The organism is Terriglobus sp. 2YAB30_2, assembly GCF_052114765.1.
Taxonomy (GTDB): domain Bacteria; phylum Acidobacteriota; class Terriglobia; order Terriglobales; family Acidobacteriaceae; genus Terriglobus.
Genome location: NZ_JBFRFJ010000002.1, coordinates 500,493 through 517,227, shown reverse-complemented (window position 1 = coordinate 517,227; position 16,735 = coordinate 500,493). Strand labels below are relative to the sequence as shown.

13 protein-coding genes are annotated in these 16,735 nt (G+C 59.3%); 6 read left to right on the top strand and 7 right to left on the bottom strand.

The features are described from left to right. Positions 1 to 196 precede the first annotated feature (196 nt). A complete protein-coding gene (locus AB4Y89_RS04790; protein ID WP_442299751.1) occupies positions 197 to 2,047 on the top strand; it encodes an AMP-dependent synthetase/ligase in 1,851 nt (616 codons plus the stop codon). 217 nt (positions 2,048 to 2,264) lie between these two features. Beyond that, complete coding sequence (locus tag AB4Y89_RS04785) at positions 2,265 to 3,059, top strand: HAD family acid phosphatase (RefSeq protein ID WP_442299750.1); 795 nt, start codon at positions 2,265 to 2,267, stop codon at positions 3,057 to 3,059. A 168-nt stretch (positions 3,060 to 3,227) separates the two neighbouring features. On the opposite strand, the gene deoC is transcribed toward AB4Y89_RS04785, so the two are convergent. Continuing rightward, positions 3,228 to 3,992 carry a deoxyribose-phosphate aldolase gene (deoC, locus tag AB4Y89_RS04780; RefSeq protein WP_442299749.1) on the bottom strand — a complete coding sequence of 255 codons (765 nt, stop codon included), beginning with the start codon at positions 3,990 to 3,992 and terminating at the stop codon, positions 3,228 to 3,230. Between the two features lie 146 nt (positions 3,993 to 4,138). On the opposite strand from deoC, the gene AB4Y89_RS04775 reads away from it, so the two are divergent. Then, the gene (locus tag AB4Y89_RS04775; RefSeq protein WP_442299748.1) at positions 4,139 to 5,437 is read left to right on the top strand and encodes a sugar MFS transporter; all 1,299 of its coding nucleotides are present in this window, start codon (positions 4,139 to 4,141) and stop codon (positions 5,435 to 5,437) included. Between the two features lie 116 nt (positions 5,438 to 5,553). Further along, positions 5,554 to 6,744, top strand: a complete 1,191-nt coding sequence (locus tag AB4Y89_RS04770; RefSeq protein ID WP_442299747.1) for an MFS transporter — start codon at positions 5,554 to 5,556, stop codon at positions 6,742 to 6,744. 43 nt (positions 6,745 to 6,787) lie between these two features. Here the strand turns inward: AB4Y89_RS04770 and hpt are convergent, their stop codons facing one another. After that, positions 6,788 to 7,357 (bottom strand): hypoxanthine phosphoribosyltransferase, encoded by a 570-nt coding sequence (gene hpt / locus AB4Y89_RS04765; protein ID WP_442299746.1) that lies wholly within the window; start codon positions 7,355 to 7,357, stop codon positions 6,788 to 6,790. 70 nt (positions 7,358 to 7,427) lie between these two features. Between hpt and AB4Y89_RS04760 the strand changes: the two genes are divergently transcribed. Next, a complete protein-coding gene (locus AB4Y89_RS04760; protein WP_442299745.1) occupies positions 7,428 to 8,285 on the top strand; it encodes a prolipoprotein diacylglyceryl transferase in 858 nt (285 codons plus the stop codon). 33 nt (positions 8,286 to 8,318) lie between these two features. Here the strand turns inward: AB4Y89_RS04760 and AB4Y89_RS04755 are convergent, their stop codons facing one another. Together AB4Y89_RS04755 and AB4Y89_RS04750 are read right to left on the bottom strand one after the other, a co-directional pair. After that, a complete protein-coding gene (locus AB4Y89_RS04755) occupies positions 8,319 to 9,005 on the bottom strand; it encodes a M48 family peptidase (protein ID WP_442299870.1) in 687 nt (228 codons plus the stop codon). Between the two features lie 144 nt (positions 9,006 to 9,149). Beyond that, positions 9,150 to 9,692 carry a hypothetical protein gene (locus tag AB4Y89_RS04750; RefSeq protein WP_442299744.1) on the bottom strand — a complete coding sequence of 181 codons (543 nt, stop codon included), beginning with the start codon at positions 9,690 to 9,692 and terminating at the stop codon, positions 9,150 to 9,152. Between the two features lie 142 nt (positions 9,693 to 9,834). On the opposite strand from AB4Y89_RS04750, the gene AB4Y89_RS04745 reads away from it, so the two are divergent. Beyond that, positions 9,835 to 11,877: a beta-N-acetylhexosaminidase gene (locus tag AB4Y89_RS04745; protein ID WP_442299743.1), complete on the top strand. Its 2,043-nt coding sequence runs from the start codon at positions 9,835 to 9,837 to the stop codon at positions 11,875 to 11,877. A gap of 63 nt (positions 11,878 to 11,940) precedes the next feature. Here AB4Y89_RS04745 and AB4Y89_RS04740 read toward each other — a convergent pair whose 3' ends face one another. Genes AB4Y89_RS04740 through uvrA form a run of 3 tightly spaced genes read right to left on the bottom strand, consistent with a single transcriptional unit; the run spans position 11,941 to position 16,710 of the window. Beyond that, positions 11,941 to 12,441, bottom strand: coding sequence for a hypothetical protein (locus tag AB4Y89_RS04740; protein ID WP_442299742.1), 501 nt, complete (start codon positions 12,439 to 12,441; stop codon positions 11,941 to 11,943). Positions 12,442 to 12,463: 22 nt separating this feature from the next. After that, the gene (locus AB4Y89_RS04735) at positions 12,464 to 13,729 is read right to left on the bottom strand and encodes a tetratricopeptide repeat protein (RefSeq protein ID WP_442299741.1); all 1,266 of its coding nucleotides are present in this window, start codon (positions 13,727 to 13,729) and stop codon (positions 12,464 to 12,466) included. Positions 13,730 to 13,740: 11 nt separating this feature from the next. Further along, a complete protein-coding gene (gene uvrA / locus AB4Y89_RS04730; RefSeq protein WP_442299740.1) occupies positions 13,741 to 16,710 on the bottom strand; it encodes an excinuclease ABC subunit UvrA in 2,970 nt (989 codons plus the stop codon). Positions 16,711 to 16,735: the final 25 nt, after the last annotated feature.

Sequence of the window (16,735 nt, the reverse complement as noted above, 5' to 3'; positions counted from 1 at the left end):
TTGCCCCGCTTTGCGTTTCTTAGAACTGATACTTGACCGACATCTCCAGAATGCGGCGGCTGTCCGGATCTCTGTGCTTCCGAAGCCCGTCCCTTGATTGGGGCGCAGGTGGCTTTCTGTTTCGTCGTCCTGTTACGAGCGGAGGAGGAACCTCCAGGACCGAGAGTATCGCGCCGGATTCCATATTTGCTGAAAATTGAGAGGATTCAGCCAGGATGACGAATTCCTGAAACCTGTCTTCGGTATCATTCTTTCGGCGATGATCCTCGACCTCCGTACCCTAAACGACCTCTTCCTCCGCGCCGCCTCCAAGGGCGACACCACGGTTGTTCTTACCCAGGCAGCCGATCACTCGTGGCGCCCCCTTACCTCCGCCCAGCTCTATGCCCGCGTACGCGCCTTTGCGAAGGCGCTGGAGTCGTGGGGTATCAAGAAGGGCGACCGCGTGGCTCTCATCAGTGAAAACCGATGGGAGTGGGCGGTGACGGACTTTGCCGCGCTCGCCATAGGAGCGGTCGGCGTTCCGTTGTTCCCGACGCTGACCGCCGAGCAGACCACCTATATGCTCAACGATTCCGGAGCGCGGATCGCAGTCGTCTCCACGAAGGATCAGTATGAGAAATTGGCGTCGATTCACGAGAAGACATCCGGCATTGAGAGGGTTATCGTAATGGACGCCGGGGAGTTTCCGGGCGCCGAAAGCTTTAGCAGCCTGCTGGCCGATGCGGACAAAGATCTGGCTCGTGATGCCGCTTTCGACGCCAAACTGGCCGAAGCAAAGCCTGAGGACCTGGCCACCATCGTCTACACCTCGGGTACGACGGGCGAGCCCAAAGGCGTGATGCTGACGCACAACAACATTGCGCAGAACATCAACTACACGGTCGAGTTTATTGATTTCAATCCGGCTGACTCCTGCATCAGCTTCCTCCCGCTCTCGCACATCACCGCCCGTATTCTCGATTACGAGATGTACGCCAATGGCTGCGTACTGGCCTATGTGTCTCGTCTGGACCGATTGCCACCTGCGATGCAGACGGTTAAACCGACGATCCTGGTGGCCGTGCCACGCGTCTTTGAGCGCATCCGGCACTCGGCAGAGACCAAGTCGCTGGCCTCTCCGGTGAAGGCGAAGATCTTTGCCTGGGCTATCGGCGAAGGGAAGAAGCATCGGGAGACAGTGCTGGCTGGGAAAACACCGGCAAGCCCTCTCTGGAAGCTCGCCAACAAGCTGGTTTTTTCGAAGATCAAGGAAGCCTTCGGCGGACGTGTACGCCTTTATATCTCAGGTGGCGCCCCGCTTGGCCTGGACAATGCCAACTGGTTTGCCGCAGCGAATATCAGGATTCTGGAGGGGTACGGCCTGACGGAGACATCTCCGGTGATTGGACTGAACCACCCCATCTACAACCGCGTTGGCTCTATCGGCAAGCCACTTACCAATATTGTCGTGCGATTCGCCGACGATGGTGAACTGGAAGTGAAGGGGCCGTCGGTCTTCCAGGGCTACTGGAATAAGCCGGAGGCAACCAAAGAGGTCTTTACCGAGGACGGCTTCTTCAAGACTGGGGATATCGGCCACAGCGATGATGACGGGTTCATCTTTATCACCGATCGCAAGAAGGAGCTGATCAAGCTGTCGGCCGGAAAGTTCATTGCCCCGTCGTTTGTTGAGGGCAAGCTGAAGGCATCGAATCTCGTAGGCAATGTAGCGCTGTTGGGAGATAAACGGAAGTTCGTATCGGCGCTCATCTCGCCCAACTTTGCCAACCTCACGCTGGCGGCCAAACAGCAGGGAACGGAACTGCCCTCCGATCGCAAAGCAGCCTTGGAGAGCCCGGCGGCCCAGTCGCTCTACAAGGCCGTAATTGCTGATGTGAACAGCACCCTGGCGCCATTCGAGAAGATCAAGAAGTACCGCGTGGTTGTCGATGAGTGGACACCCGAGTCGGGCGAACTGACGCCGAGCATGAAGCTCAAGCGGCGAGTGATCAACGACAAGTACAAGGACGTTATCAACGATATCTACTCCGTCGACGCCGAGTAAGGAGTCGACGCGTCCCAGCATTTAATTGCTGTCATCCTGAGCGTTCGGCTCCCCAGCGGACTTGTTCGCTGGGATGATTAGCGAAGGACCCGCTTCGCTGAGGCACGAGGGATGGTCGGATATTCCGTTGCCCCATCTTCGCGGTTTGATCGCGAAGAATGGGGCTTCATCATGTCAGCAAGAAAATGAATGCACCTTCGGGAATTAGAATCCCTGCATGCGATTCCGTGCCGTTCTGCCTTTTCTTCTGGCTACCTCACTGCTGGCCCAGCGCCCAACACAATCTGATCCGCTGAAGCCTCCTGCCTGTCCGGGAAGAGCACCTTTCACCCATCCGACAACGCAGCAGCTTATCGAGACCCAGCAACAAGCAGCGCACGATCCGCTCTATCTTCTCTCCGCGGAACCGGTGCCGAACTTCGCACAGGAGCGCTACAAACTCGCAGACTACTACGACTGTGTTCCCGGAGCGGGCTGCTACTGGGCCGATATCGATGCGCAGTACGACCGTGCGATTGCGGTGCTGGAGCATGCCACTGCGACACGCAGGCAGGGCGAAAAGCTCGCGATCGTGTTGGATATCGATGAGACAACGCTTTCAGCCTACTGCGAAGAAAAGCGCGAGGACTTCGGCTACATCGGAAGTATGTTCAATCAGTGGGTGATTTCTCCGGAGGCATCGCTACCGATTCCGGGAACGCTACGCCTGGTGACAAAGGCGCAGGCTGCGGGTGTGGAGGTCGTTTTCATTACCGGCCGTCCGGAAGAACAGCGCGAGGCGACGGCCCGCAATCTCGAGACAGCGGGCTTTCATGGATGGAAGCAGCTTTATCTGCGGGAGCCGGGAAAGTATCCCTCGACGATTGCCTACAAATCAGCGCAGAGAGCGAAGGTGGTTGCGGCTGGATATCGGCTGATCCTCAATATCGGAGATCAGTACAGCGACCTGTTCGGAGAGCCGCAGGCCGAGACGAGCGTAAAGCTGCCAAACCCGTTCTATTACCTGCCTTAGAGCATTTTCCCTGTAGGTGTGGTGTAGGGCTTCCGCATCTATGGGCGTTTTCCGCAATGAAAACGCCGCCGCACGCTTCTTTCGGGATACCCAGTAACAGGGAAAAATGCTCAAAACGTCATATCCCGCCATCACAGGTGACGGCGGGGATATGCGGTAGCGTCTTCCTTAGTAGCCGCCGGTGGGAACTCCGACTGCATCCATAGGATTCGCCAACTCATTCACGATGCGCACCGACGCGGAGGCCCCGATTCGGGTGGCTCCAGCAAAAAGCATTGCCTGGGCGTCGGCCAGGCTGCGAATACCGCCGGAGGCCTTGACGCCACAGCGGATTCCGGCGACGCCGCGCATGAGTTGGATATCGTCGATCGTGGCTCCGCCTGTCGAGAAGCCGGTCGAGGTCTTGATGAAGTCGGCGCCGGCTTCGATAGCAAGCTCGCTGGCACGCATCTTGTCTTCAAAGCTCAGAAGGCAGGTTTCCAGAATGACCTTCAGAATGCCGCCGTGGGCGTGGACAACCTCGGCGACGATGTGGATGTCGTGCTTGACAGCGTCGAATTCGCCGGACTTAAGAAGACCAATATTCAGCACCATATCGACGTCATGCGCGCCCAGGGCGAGGACACGCCCCGCTTCTTCCTTCTTGCTGGCGGTCAAAGTGGCGCCCAAAGGGAAGCCGATGACGACACCGACAGGAACTCCGGTGCCCTTTAATGCTGCTGCTGCAGTCCCTGTCCAGAAGGGATTCACCATGGCGCAGGCGAACTTGTACTTCGCGGCCTCCTCGCAGATAGCCAGTACCTGGGCCCGCGTGGCGTCTGGCTTTAATAGGGTGTGATCCAGTACTGCAGCCAGGGCTGCGGGAGAAGAGAGTGCCTGCGCAGCAAAGCTGGCGGCGTCGAAGGTGGTCGGGTCAGGGACCGAGATACTCATATTGCTCCTGCGTATGGCCCATGTTGGGCCCAAGAGCATATTCTATGCCCGAAAAATAGAGGCAGAGACAAAAGTGGATGGACCAATCGATGATTTTTGCTGGCTTACAATCACCCTTGTTGGTTTGTTAACACGAAGAGGTTTGGATGGAGCTTACAACAACGCAGTCGATCTCGGGTGGGCCAGAGACGACAAACATGAAAGCCCTTTCGACAGCGACCGTGCTGTTCTTTATGTGGGGTTTTCTAACTTGTCTGAATGACATTCTGATTCCTCACCTGAAGATGGTCTTCGAGCTGAGCTATGCCCAGGCCATGCTGATACAGTTTGCCTTCTTCTCGTCCTACTTCGTCTTCGCAATTCCGTCCGGCAAGCTGGTGGACTTCATCGGATACAAGCGCACCATGATTGCCGGCCTGCTGACGATGGCCGTAGGTGCACTGTTGTTTCTTCCCGCGGCTTCGCTGGCGGCTTTTCCGCTCTTTCTCGCTGCTTTGGTCGTGCTTGCCGCCGGTATCACCGCCTTGCAGGTCGCCGCCAATCCGTATGTAGCCAACCTTGGACCACAGCGCACAGCCAGCAGCCGGTTGAACCTGGCACAGGCCTTCAATTCGCTCGGAACGACGGTGGCTCCGTACCTGGGTAGCGCCCTGATTCTGGGAGCCGCAGTCGAAGCGCCAAAGCTTGGCAGCCTGACACAGGCGGCATTGCAGCAGTTCCGCGCGCAGCAGGCTTCCACCGTGCGTTTGCCATATCTCGGGATAGCCGGTTTGCTGATGCTGCTTGCGGTAGCGCTGGCAGTGATTAAGCTGCCGCCGATGGGCGGGTTAACGCAGGACTTCCGTCCTGACGCGCGCGGTTCCTCGTGGGGAGCGCTGTTGGGGCATCCGCAGCTTCTGCTGGGAGCGGTTGGCATCTTCCTCTATGTCGGCGCAGAAGTGACGATAGGAAGCTTTTTGGTGAACTATATGCACCTGCCGGAGATCAGCGGATTCACCGAAACGGTGGCGGCGAGGTATGTATCGATCTACTGGTTCGGCGCGATGATCGGGCGGTTCGTCGGTTCAGCGGTGCTGCAGAAGGTAAAGACCTCCAAGCTGCTTGCGTTGGCAGCGACGGCGGCATGCCTGCTGGTGCTGCTGAGCATGTTGAGTTCGGGTCATACGGCGATGTGGTCGATTCTGTCGGTAGGCCTGTTCAATTCCATCATGTTCCCAAGCATCTTCACGCTCGGTATCGCCAACCTGGGCGAGTTGACGAGCAAGGGATCGAGCCTCATGGTCTGCGCCATCGTTGGTGGAGCGGTGATCCCACTCTTCTCGGGCTTCGTGGCCGATAAGATCGGCGTGCAGCATGCGCTGATGGTGGCGGCTGTCTGCTACGTGTACATCGTGGTCTTCGGGTTGCGCGGCGATCACAGCGCCACAGAGCACCGCGCAGCCTAGAGCATTTCTCCTGTAGGTGTAGTGCAGGGCTGATGCATCTATGGGCGTTTTCCGCAATGAAAACGCCGCTGCACGCTCCTCCCGGGATACCCAGCAACAGGAGAAATGCTCTAGCTATGGCAATACGTAAGTCGCTGCTGGCTCTGGCTGTCTCGGCCTTCGGAATCGGGACGACCGAATACGTCATCATGGGTCTGTTGCCGGAGCTGGCGGCAGATTTCCATGTTTCGATTCCGCGCGCGGGCATCCTGGTCTCCGGCTACGCGCTGAGCGTGACCATCGGCTCGCCGATCCTGGCGGTGCTGATGGCCCGCATGGATCGCAAGTTAGCGCTGATGTGGCTGATGGCGCTATTCCTGCTGGGTAATGTGGGGTGCGCACTGGCGCCGAATTTCCAGCTTCTGCTGATCGCCCGCATCATTACTGCTCTCTGTCACGGAACCTTCTTCGGTATCGGCAGCGTGGTGGCATCGACGATGGTGCACCGCAGTGAACGCGCGCAGGCCATCGCACTGATGTTCAGCGGCCTGACGCTGGCGAATGTGCTGGGTGTGCCGGCGGGAACCGCGTTGGGACAAGCCTTCGGCTGGCGGTCGACCTTCTGGGCTCTTATCCCGATCGGACTTGTAGCAGGCGCCGGCTTGTGGAGCCTGGTGCCGTCGCAGATGCCGGCTCGCGTACATGTGAAGGATGAGGTGCGGACTCTGTTGAAGCCGCAGGTGCTGATGGTGCTCGTCCTCAGCACCATCTCTTCGACTTCGCTGTTTGCTGTCTTTACTTACATTGCGCCGATCCTGCGAGATGTTACCGGGCTGTCGCCGCACGCGGTGGCGATGGTCCTGGTGCTCTTCGGTGTCGGGATCACGGTCGGCAATCTGATCGGAGCCAAACTAAGCGACTGGAAGCAGTTGCCAAGTTTTCTTGGATGCTGCGCTGTGCTGATCTGCCTGCTGCTGGTGATGCCGATGACGCAGCGGTATCCGCTGACCTCGATTGCGATGGTGCCCCTGTGGGGTATGGTGCACTTCGCCATGGGAAGCCCGTTGCAGTCACGTGTTGTGGATCAGGCCAGGAGTGCCCCAAACCTGGCGGCGACGATGAACCAGGGAGCCTACAACCTCGGCAACGCTTTAGGGGCAAGCGTAGGTGGCGTCGCTCTAACGATGGGCCTCGGCTACGGGCAGCTTGGATATCTGGCGGCGGCGATCGCCGCCGTGGTGCTCGTGTTGGGCTTTATCGAATTGAAGGCTGACCGGAAGCGGCCGAAGCACACGACCAATTCGGCCTTTGTGTCGATGGGCCACTAACGAAAAGGCCCTGCCCCCGGCAGGGCCTTTTCTGCATTCACTCTTAGTGACCGGCATCTTCCGGGTAGAGGCGGATATCGGGAACACCACGGTAGCGTTCGGCGAAATCCATGCCATAGCCGATGATGAAGTGGTTTGGAATCTTGAAGCAGACATAGTCAGCTTCGATCTGCGCAACACGACGCGACGGTTTGTCGATACAGGTCGCAATCTTCAGGCTTGCCGGTTTGTGCTGCAGCATAAGCTTGTGCAGGTAGCTCAGCGTAAGGCCGGTGTCGAGGATGTCTTCGACGATGATGACATGCTTGCCCTCGATGGGGTTGTCGATGTCTTTAATCAGCTTGACGGCGCCGGAGGAGACGCGGGCGCGTCCGTAGCTCGATACGGCGACGAAGTCGAAGGTATTGTCGACCGTGATCGATCGGGCGAGATCGGCAAGGAACATGGCCGCGCCTTTGAGCACGCCGATCAGAACGATCGACTTGCCCGCATACTCCTCGGAGATCTGTTGGCCGACTGCGGCGATACGGTCTTTGATCTGCTGTTCCGAGATCAGGACCTCCATCTGGTCAGGAGGAATGAATGCGGGCTCGACGGGATTGGGTGTGGACATAGATGAATCCGAGCTTATCGAGCCTCGGGGCGGGGAATCAAGCGGCTGGAACCGTATACTTGAAGGAAACATGTATCCGTACCTGCATCTTGGCCCGTTCACGCTGGGCACCTTCGGAATCCTTCTCTGGCTGGGTGCCGTTGTAGCCACGGTTATCCTCCACAACAACTTTCAGCGTTTTTCCATCGATGCCGACGCCCTGAATGTCGTCGCGTTCGTCACCATCGCCGGCGTGCTGGGCGCGAAGGCATATCACGAGCTGCAGGACCCCGCGGAACTGGCCGACTCGATGCGCCGCATCATGCTGCCGGGCTGGCATCATCCGGGCGAGATCCTCCTCTATCTGCTCAAGTGGTTCCAGGCAGGCTTTGCGTGGTTCGGCGGTCTCTGCGCCGGCATCGCCATGCTGCTATGGCAGGGACGCCAGGCGAAGTTCCGGAACGGAGCCCGAGTGGGAGGCCTGCGTATGCTGGATCTTGCTGCTCCTGCCGCTGCCATCGGTTACGGCGTTGGCCGCCTCGGATGCCTGCTCTCGGGAGACGGCGACTACGGCAAGAGCACAAAGTTGCCCTGGGGCGTGCACATCCGCAACGACGCGCTCGATCCGCCGGTACCGAATCCTCCCGATCTAAAGGTCCATCCCACGCCGGTCTACGAGCTGGGCTACTCGCTGGTCTTCGGTCTCTGGCTCTGGCATCGCGCCAAGAAGAACCTGCCTATCGGCCAGCTGACGGGCGAGTACCTGGTGCTGACAGGGATCGCGCGCTGGTTTGTCGAGCTCATCCGCATCAACCCCCGTGTCCACTGGGGCATGAGCAACGCCCAGGTAGCTGCACTTGGCTCAATCCTGGCTGGTATCGTGCTGATTCTCTGGTCGAAGACGCGATCGAAGAAATGGGTCGCGGAGGCTGAAGCGGTCGCAAATTAAGTCAATGATTCAATGATTGAATCATTGAATAAATCAGAGTCTCTTCAGATAAGCCTTCGCCTCTTCCAGCTCAGGGAAGAGGCGTTCTTCTGCCTGGAACTCACGCGAATGTACGCAGCGGCGGCCTGACTTCACACGGACGGGGTGCTTGAGGTGGAGCATCTCGTGATAAAGCAGGTATTCGATGGCGCAGCGCGGTGTGTCTGGCCGGTCAAAGACTCGGCTGATCATGATGGTATTGTGAGCGGCGTCGTAGTGGCCTAGGAGGCGGCGTGCGTTATGTCCGCTCCAGGTGAGTACAGGACGTCCCATCAGCCCGTGGAAGAACCTGCGGTTCAGCGTCTCGAAGACCTCGTCGAGGTCATAGTGGCGCCCTTTAGCGGTGAGGATACGTTTTCGGCCGCGGGTCTGGCGGATATGCTCCGCCATCTTTGAGACCGGCTCCGACTGGGTGTAGCGGCGGTAGCGGTCGGCGTGCAGGCGAAGGATCGGCTTACGGTACAGCTTTGCAATCAGGATGTGGGCAATGGCCCGCAGCACGCTCTCGGGAGCGGCCTCCAGAAGATCGGAGAGGGAGACGTAAAGTTTGCCGTCGCGCAGGCGGATGGTCGTGTTCAGCGACGTAAATCGCCGGAACCGGACATGGAGCTCCGGCATGGGGGCACGGGGCCGCAGCTCGCGGTATTCCTCGTGAAACAGTTGGCGGAGCTCGGGAGACACTACATTCAACGTAAAGCATTTTCCCTGTTCCTGGGTATCCCGGAAGAGTCGTGCAGCGGCGTTTTCATTGCGGAAAACGCGCACAGATGCGGAAGCCCCGCTCTATAGGGAAAATGCTCTGGCGCAAATGAGCGTTGAGATCTGCTACCGGGGCACCACGATAGGTTCGGGGGCCTCGCCTTTCTTCTGTGGCGGCTTGTGGGTCTTCCACCACTCCGCCTGCTCGTCAATCATCTCCTTGGCGGAGTCGTGAAGATCCTTCGCTGCTTCAAGCGCCAGCTTACGGGCGAGCGTGTAGGCAGCATTGTCCTGTGGAGTCTTCAGAACCGTCGTCCAGCGCTCGGTTGCTGCCAACAGTTTCGGAAGAATCTTACGCAGGTCCGGGTGCTTTGGCTGGTAGTCGTCCAGGTTGTCGTCGAGTTCGTCGGCAATCGCTCGGAACTGCTCCATGTAGTCGTGGATGTCCTCAGTTGCTCCTGGCGCTTTCGGCTTTTTCAGAATCTCCTCGATCCTGTTGATCCTGGTCTCCAGAGCTTTCTGGAAGATGGTGATGCGCGCGGCGGGGTCGATGGCGGCTTCGCGGATCTCCTCCACCTCGGCGTCGGAAAGAGCAGTCTCGTCGCGCTTCTGCGCGAAGGCGCAAAAGGCGGAACCAAGCAGCAGAAGGCAGACCAGGCGGCGAAGCATGACGGGATTGTAGGGGCAAACCAGAGAATTTGTCAGCAATTTGAGGAAGGGAAGGCGCCGTCTTCTAGGTCATATAGCCGTGATCTCTGTCGCCTTGGAAACCTATACTGTCTGTTCCCGGCCATCCGGGAACCCATAAGTCATGAATATCGATCGCTTTCGTCCGGTCCTCTTTGTTGCCCTCGCCCTCACTCTTTCTGCTGCCGCCAGAGCCCAGACCAGAGCCCAAACAGGAGCCCAGACCGGTTTGATGCCCTTGCCGGCGGAGCTGACGAGAGGCTCCGGGGCGCTGGCGCTGCAGTCCACGTTCAAAGTCACCACGCCTCGCTCGCATGACGCCCGTCTGGAAGCTGCGATTGCCCGCACTCTCCGGCGGATCGAGGTCGCGGCTGACCTTCGTCATGAAGGAAGAGGTGTCTTTGGAACGACGCCGCTGGAGGTAAGCGTCGTCTCGCCCGGCGAGGCGGTGCAGAGCCTCAGCGAGGACGAGAGCTATTCGCTGACAGTGACGAGCGAGAAGGCCGTCATTGAGGCTAATACCGACGTGGGTGCAATGCATGGGCTGGAGACGTTGATCCAGCTTGTACAGCCGACGCCGCAGGGCTATGTGATTCCGGCAGTCACGGTACATGATTCACCGCGTTTCCCCTGGCGCGGTCTGATGATCGACTGCGGCCGCCATTTTCAACCGGTACCGGTGTTGAAGCGCAATATCGATGCCATGGCAGCGGTGAAGATGAATGTCTTTCACTGGCACATGACGGAGGATCAGGGATTCCGTCTGGAGAGCAAGCTGTTTCCCAAACTCACCGGCAAGGGATCGGATGGCCTGTATTACTCGCAGGAAGATGTGAAGGAGATTGTCGCCTACGCCCGGGCGCGCGGCATCCGCGTTGTGCCGGAGATTGAGATGCCCGGCCACTCCGCTGCATGGCTCTACGCCTATCCGGAACTGGCCAGCGGCACGGTGCCTGATGACATACGCCGCGAGTTCGGCGTGAGCGACGTCGCCATCGATCCCACGCGTGAAGAGACCTATGTCTTCCTGCGGAAGTTCCTCACCGAGGTAACGGCGTTGTTTCCAGACGCATACGTTCACATCGGTGGCGATGAAACGTCCGCACCCGACTGGAAGAACAATCCGCGCATCCTGAAGTTCAAAGAGACGCACCATCTCAAGGACAACGAGGCGCTGCAGGCTTACTTCAATACGAGGGTGCTGGCGATTCTGACTTCGCTGCATAAGCGGATGATGGGATGGGACGAGATCCTGACACCCGAGCTCCCGAAGGACATCGTGGTGCAATCCTGGCGGGGTGTCGCCTCGCTGGCCAAGGGTGCACAGATGGGCTACGAAGGCATTCTCTCCGCGCCGTACTACCTTGACGGCATGAAGACGGCAGCCGATCACTACCTCGCCGACCCCATCCCGCAGAACGCGACGCTTACCGCCGAAGAACAGAAGCGCATCCTTGGCGGCGAAACGCCTATGTGGGGCGAGCATCTGAACGAGGTCGACATCGACTCCCGTATCTGGCCTCGCGCCGCCGCAATTGCCGAGCGCCTTTGGTCGCCGCAAAGCGTTACTGACGTCAACAGCATGTATGACCGGCTGGAGGTTGTTTCTCTGGAGCTGGAATCGCTGGGACTTAACCACCTGCAGAGCGGCGACGCCCGACTACGTGCGATAGCTCACACAGAACAGATCGGAGATCTTCGCACGATTGCCTCCGTGCTGGAGCCGGTCAGCTTCGGCGAGCGCTACAAGGCCCAGCACACCGACCAACTGACACCCTTCGATCGCTTCGTGGATGCCGTACGGCCTGATCCGCCCTCGCGTCACTGGAGCAACGTAATGGTCGATCGCTGTCTGCAGAAGGACATGGATGCCTGCGGCAAGCTTCGCTCCTGGTACGCCGGGATCGCGCAGGCGATCCCACACGCAAAACAGCAGGTGCAGGCTTCTTCCCAGATGCAGGATGTGCTGCCGAAACTCGATCAATTGAGCATTTTGACGGCGCTTGGAGAGAAGGCCGCCGAGTCGTTTGAGAAGGGAACCGCCGTCTCCAGTGATGCGGCCTGGCAGTCGCGGAAGAACACGATTGAAGAAGCCAAAAAGGCCACCGCCATGGTGCGCTTCACCTTCCTCGATTCGCTGACGAAACTGACGGACGGTGCGCACTAGACTAGCTGCCCGGCGGTGTCCTATGTCCGCAATGGGGCATAGGACACGCGGGTATGGCTTGTTTTAGTGTCGGAAGATGACGGCCAGCAGTTCCGTGTGAACGGTCTGCAGGCGTTTCAGGGTGGCTTGAACCATGCCACGGTCATCGCCGGAGGAGGCATGCATGATGTCGTTCAACCGGTGGTCGGTCTCGCGGAGCAGGATCTCTGCCTTCTTCAGTTTCTTGGAATCATCGGCTACGCCCATGTGGATGCGCTCGGCGTACTCGGAGATTTTCTTGATTGTGTTCGCGGCTTTGTCGGTGTCACCCATTGCCAATTGACGGCTGGCCAGCTCCGTCATACGGCCCACCAGCTCCGTGTATAGGAAGCACTGTTCTCGTGGAGCTGCGAGTAGGGCTTTGGTTTCGAGTTGTTGAATGACTGTCAGGTCTACGTCTGCGGCGCCTGCTGCCTGCGCTGCTGGAGGCAGCAGCAGGACGCCCACCGCGAAAAAGGAAAGAGCGGCGTGGCGGAAACCAGGGCGAAGTAAAGCGTTACATGCACTGCGTACTGCGAACGGCATACCGCACCCCTTTCGGAAGTGCTCACCTGTGTTCGAGAGCAGCAAGTCGGTGGCGAGCCTGCCACTCCTGGTCCGGATACTTTCCTGCAGCGGCTGATAAGAACTGGTGATACAACAGAACAGCTCGTTCCGTCTGATGCAGGCTATCGTTCGCCGTTGCCTCCAGAAATAGAGTTGACGGCGAATTTGGAAGGAGTGTAGCTCTCTGTGTCAGCGCCTGCAACACAATTCTGGGCTGATGATTCTCTGACGCTGCAAAAGCGAGATGACCGAGCGTTTCACCCAGATCCTGCGGTCGTTCCCAGCGATCCAAAGGTAATGTTACGGCTTTGGTGAACACCTGCTGCGCTTCGTCGAACTTCTTCTCCAGAACCAGTGCAGAACCAAGATCGTCCAGCAACGATGGATCATCGGGGGTCGCGGCAAGCGCAGCACGCAACATCGGTTCGGCCTTCGCCGGATCGTTTGCCTGGGTATAAAGGTGCGCGAGCAGACGCTTCAGATTGGCATCATCGGGATTCGCCGCCAGCAACTGCTCCAACAGTGGAGTCGCCGCGGCGGCCTGGCCATGGCGCAGCAGGTAACGGGCGTAACTTACAGCAATTTCGGGGCTAATGGGGCCTTTCGCCATCAGCTTTTTGTACTGGGCTTCGGCGTCAACGGTATCTCCGGCAGCATCGGCAAGCTCGGCAACCATAAGGGTATCTTCGGGTGTTTCCGGCGTAAGCTTGAGCGCTGCTACCAGCCAGTCGCGCGCCGCGGCAGGATCTTTGGCCTGGTCGATCTGAGCGAGCGCCCGGTAAGCCCGCGCTTTCAATACCCTTGCCTGGGCAGCGTCCCCCGGCTGTAAGGCGACTGCCTTCTGCAGCGTCTCTCTCGCGCTATCCAAATGCCCCTTCCGGGCCTGTATAAGACCAAGCGCCAGGGTGGACTCGAACTGCTTTGGATCGACAGCGATCGCGGCTTTATAGCTGGCTTCCGCTGCATCGTCCTTCTCCTGTGCCTCCTGTGCGAAGGCGAGTTGGTAAAGCATTCCGGCATTCTTCGGATCTGCCTTGACGAGCCCGATCAGCAGCCGTTCAGCTTCGGCATAGTTTTGCTGGTCAAGCGCAGCCTGGGCCTTCTTGTACTGTTCGGCCCGGTCCTGGTCTTCGTCGGCGACGGAGCGTGTTCCGGCCGGCAGTTGCTGACCTGCAGCTGGGAGCGCCCATGGGCCGGAGGTGGCGGCCAGAAGGGCTCCGCCGAAGGTGAAAAGGCGCAGAGACGCCGGAAAAGTCTTCGATGCCATGGATGTTCCTCTTAATGTTTGACGTCGAGCACCGGCGCAAGCCACTTCCCGGTAATGCTGTCTGGGTTGGCAGCAATCTCTTCGGGAGTTCCGATGGCGACAATTTGCCCGCCGCGGGAGCCACCTTCGGGGCCGAGATCGATGACCCAATCGGCGCTCTTGATCACGTCAAGATTGTGCTCGATCACCAGCAGGGAACCGCCACCTTCGATCAGCTTACGGAAGGCTGCAAGCAGCTTCGCGACATCGTCAAAGTGCAGGCCCGTCGTAGGCTCGTCGAGAATGTAAAGGGTACGGGACGAGGCCTTCTTATTCGCCGCACTCTCACCGCGTTGCGCCGCAATGGCGGCGCGCGCCGTTGCCAGGTGAGCGGCCAGCTTGACCCGTTGCGCCTCGCCGCCGCTGAGAGTTGTGGCCGACTGGCCGAGACGCACGTAGCCGAGGCCGACCTCATCCAGGACAGCGAGCCGGTCGACGATCTTTGGATGTCCGGCGAAGTAGCTCAGGGCATCGCGGACGGTCATATTCAGCACGTCATGGATGTTCTTGCCCTTGTACTTGATCTCGAGGATGCCGGCTTTATAGCGGGTTGCGTGGCACTCATCGCAAGGGAGTTCGACATCGGCGAGGAACTGCATCTCGACCGTGACTGTGCCATCTCCTTCGCAGACGTCGCATCGTCCGCCTGGGACGTTGAAGCTGAAGCTTCCGGCAGTGTAGCCCTTGCGCTTGGAGTCGGGCTGCGCGGCGAAGAGATCGCGGATGGCGTCGAAGGCCTTGATGTAGGTAACAGGGTTGGAGCGCGGTGTACGGCCAATGGGCGACTGGTCGACGAGTACCACTTCGCTCAGGTTCTGGGCGCCGGTGAGTTCACGGTAAAGTCCCGTAGGATCGCCGCCTTCGGTCTGCCCCATCTGCTGCATGAGGGCGCGGTACAGGACCTGGTGGATCAGGGTTGACTTACCCGATCCGCTGACACCCGTGACAACGCAGAGAAGGTTAAGCGGGATCTCGACATCCACGCCGCGAAGGTTGTGGATGCGGGCGCCTGTGAGCTTCAACTTGGTGCGGCCGGGTTCACGGCGGTTTGAGGGTACCGGAATATGAGCGCGCCCGGAGAGATAGCGTCCAGTGGTGGAATCCGGATGCTTTGCGACTTCGGCAACGGTCCCGGAGGCCAGCAATTTGCCGCCGAGTTCCCCGGCGCCCGGGCCCATGTCAATAAGGTGGTTGGCGGAGCGGATGACATCGGGATCATGCTCGACGACCAAGATGGTGTTACCCAGGTCACGAAGCTCTTCGAGGATGTGGATCAGCTTCGCGGTGTCCCGCGTGTGCAGACCGATCGACGGCTCGTCGAGGACATAGAGCGCGCCAACCAGACGCGACCCCAGTGAGGTGGCAAGCTGAATGCGTTGGGCCTCGCCGCCGGAGAGCGTAGAGGAGAGCCGGTCGAGGGTAAGGTAATCGAGGCCAACCTGCTCCAGGAAGCCGATACGCTGGCGAACCTCTTCCAGGATCTTCCCGGCGATCTCTGCCTGCGCCGGCGTGAGACTCAGGCTGTCAAAGAACTCGCGGGCTGCGGTGATAGTGAGCGACGATGCCTCGCAGATGTTCTTTTCGTTCAACAGAACAGCGCGTGCTTCGGCGCGGAGCCGTTGTCCATGGCACACCGGGCAGGGAGCGTAACCCCGGTACTTTGCGAGGAAGACACGGACGTGGAGCTTGTACTTCTTCTTCTCAAGCTGGTCGAAGAAACCCCGGATGCCCGGGAAACCGCTTCCACCCTGCCGCACCATCTCCTGCTGCGCCGGAGTCAAGTCGTACCAGGGAACGTCGACGGGAATGTCATTGGCCTTGGCAAAGCGCTTCAGCTCACCGTGGAAGGCGCGGTACTTGGGACGCTCCCACGGATCGATGGCTCCGCCTGCAAGGGTCTTCGACGGATCGGGGATGATGAGGCCTGGATCGAAGTCGATGGTGTTTCCGAAGCCCTGACAGCGAGGGCAGGCGCCGAAGGGGTTATTGAAGCTGAAGAGACGCGGCTCCGGCTCGCGATAAGCACGATGGCAGTTCACGCACTCAAAGGCTGCAGAGAAATGCAAAATCTGCGGGGCGGAGCCGTCACGCGGAGCGGTCTGGAAGTAGATCTCGTTGGATTCGCGATAGCCCGTCTCAATGGCGTCGACGATACGTGCACGGACGTCAGAGGAGACGGAGAGCCTGTCGACAAGCACATAGATCGGTTTGGTGAAGTCGAGCTCCAGCAACGACTCAGGGGTAGAGAATTCAACAATATTGCCGTTCTGGAAGAGCCGGTTGTAGCCCCGCTTGCGGAGCTCGAAGAGGCGCTCCTTCTGGGCATCGGTAGGATCCACCAGGACTGGCGCCTCGACGGGCTTCGACTTCGCGCTTTTCTTCGCTGCCTTTTTCACGGGCTTTGGGGCGGCCGTCGCCTCTTCTTCCGCAGCCGGGGCAAACTCCTGCATCGGTTCCAGCAGGACGTCGCGGCGCTGGATCGGGAACAGCGCGTGCAGCCGGGTGCCTTCGCCCAGGCCGAGGACGGCGGCAGCGATCTCGTCGACCGTGTCGCGGCGGACGATGCCTCCGCAATGCAGGCAGGTTACCGTGCCGCAACGGGCATACAGAAGCCGCATGTAGTCATAGATTTCCGTCGCGGTCGCAACTGTAGAACGCGGATTCCGGGTGGTGTTCTTCTGCTTGATGGCGATGGCTGGAGCAAGTCCCTCCATGTGGTCGACATCAGGCTTCTCAATCCGCTCCAGAAACTGACGGGCGTACGCCGAAAGCGATTCGACATAGCGACGCTGGCCTTCGGCGTAGACCGTATCGAAGGCAAGCGACGACTTTCCCGAGCCAGAAACGCCGGAGACTACCGTCAGGGCGTTATGGGGGATGTCGACGTCAATGTTTTTCAGATTGTGGGTGCGCGCTCCGCGAATGACGATCTGCTCGTTCATGGCCAGTCTTCTATTGTCGCCGGAG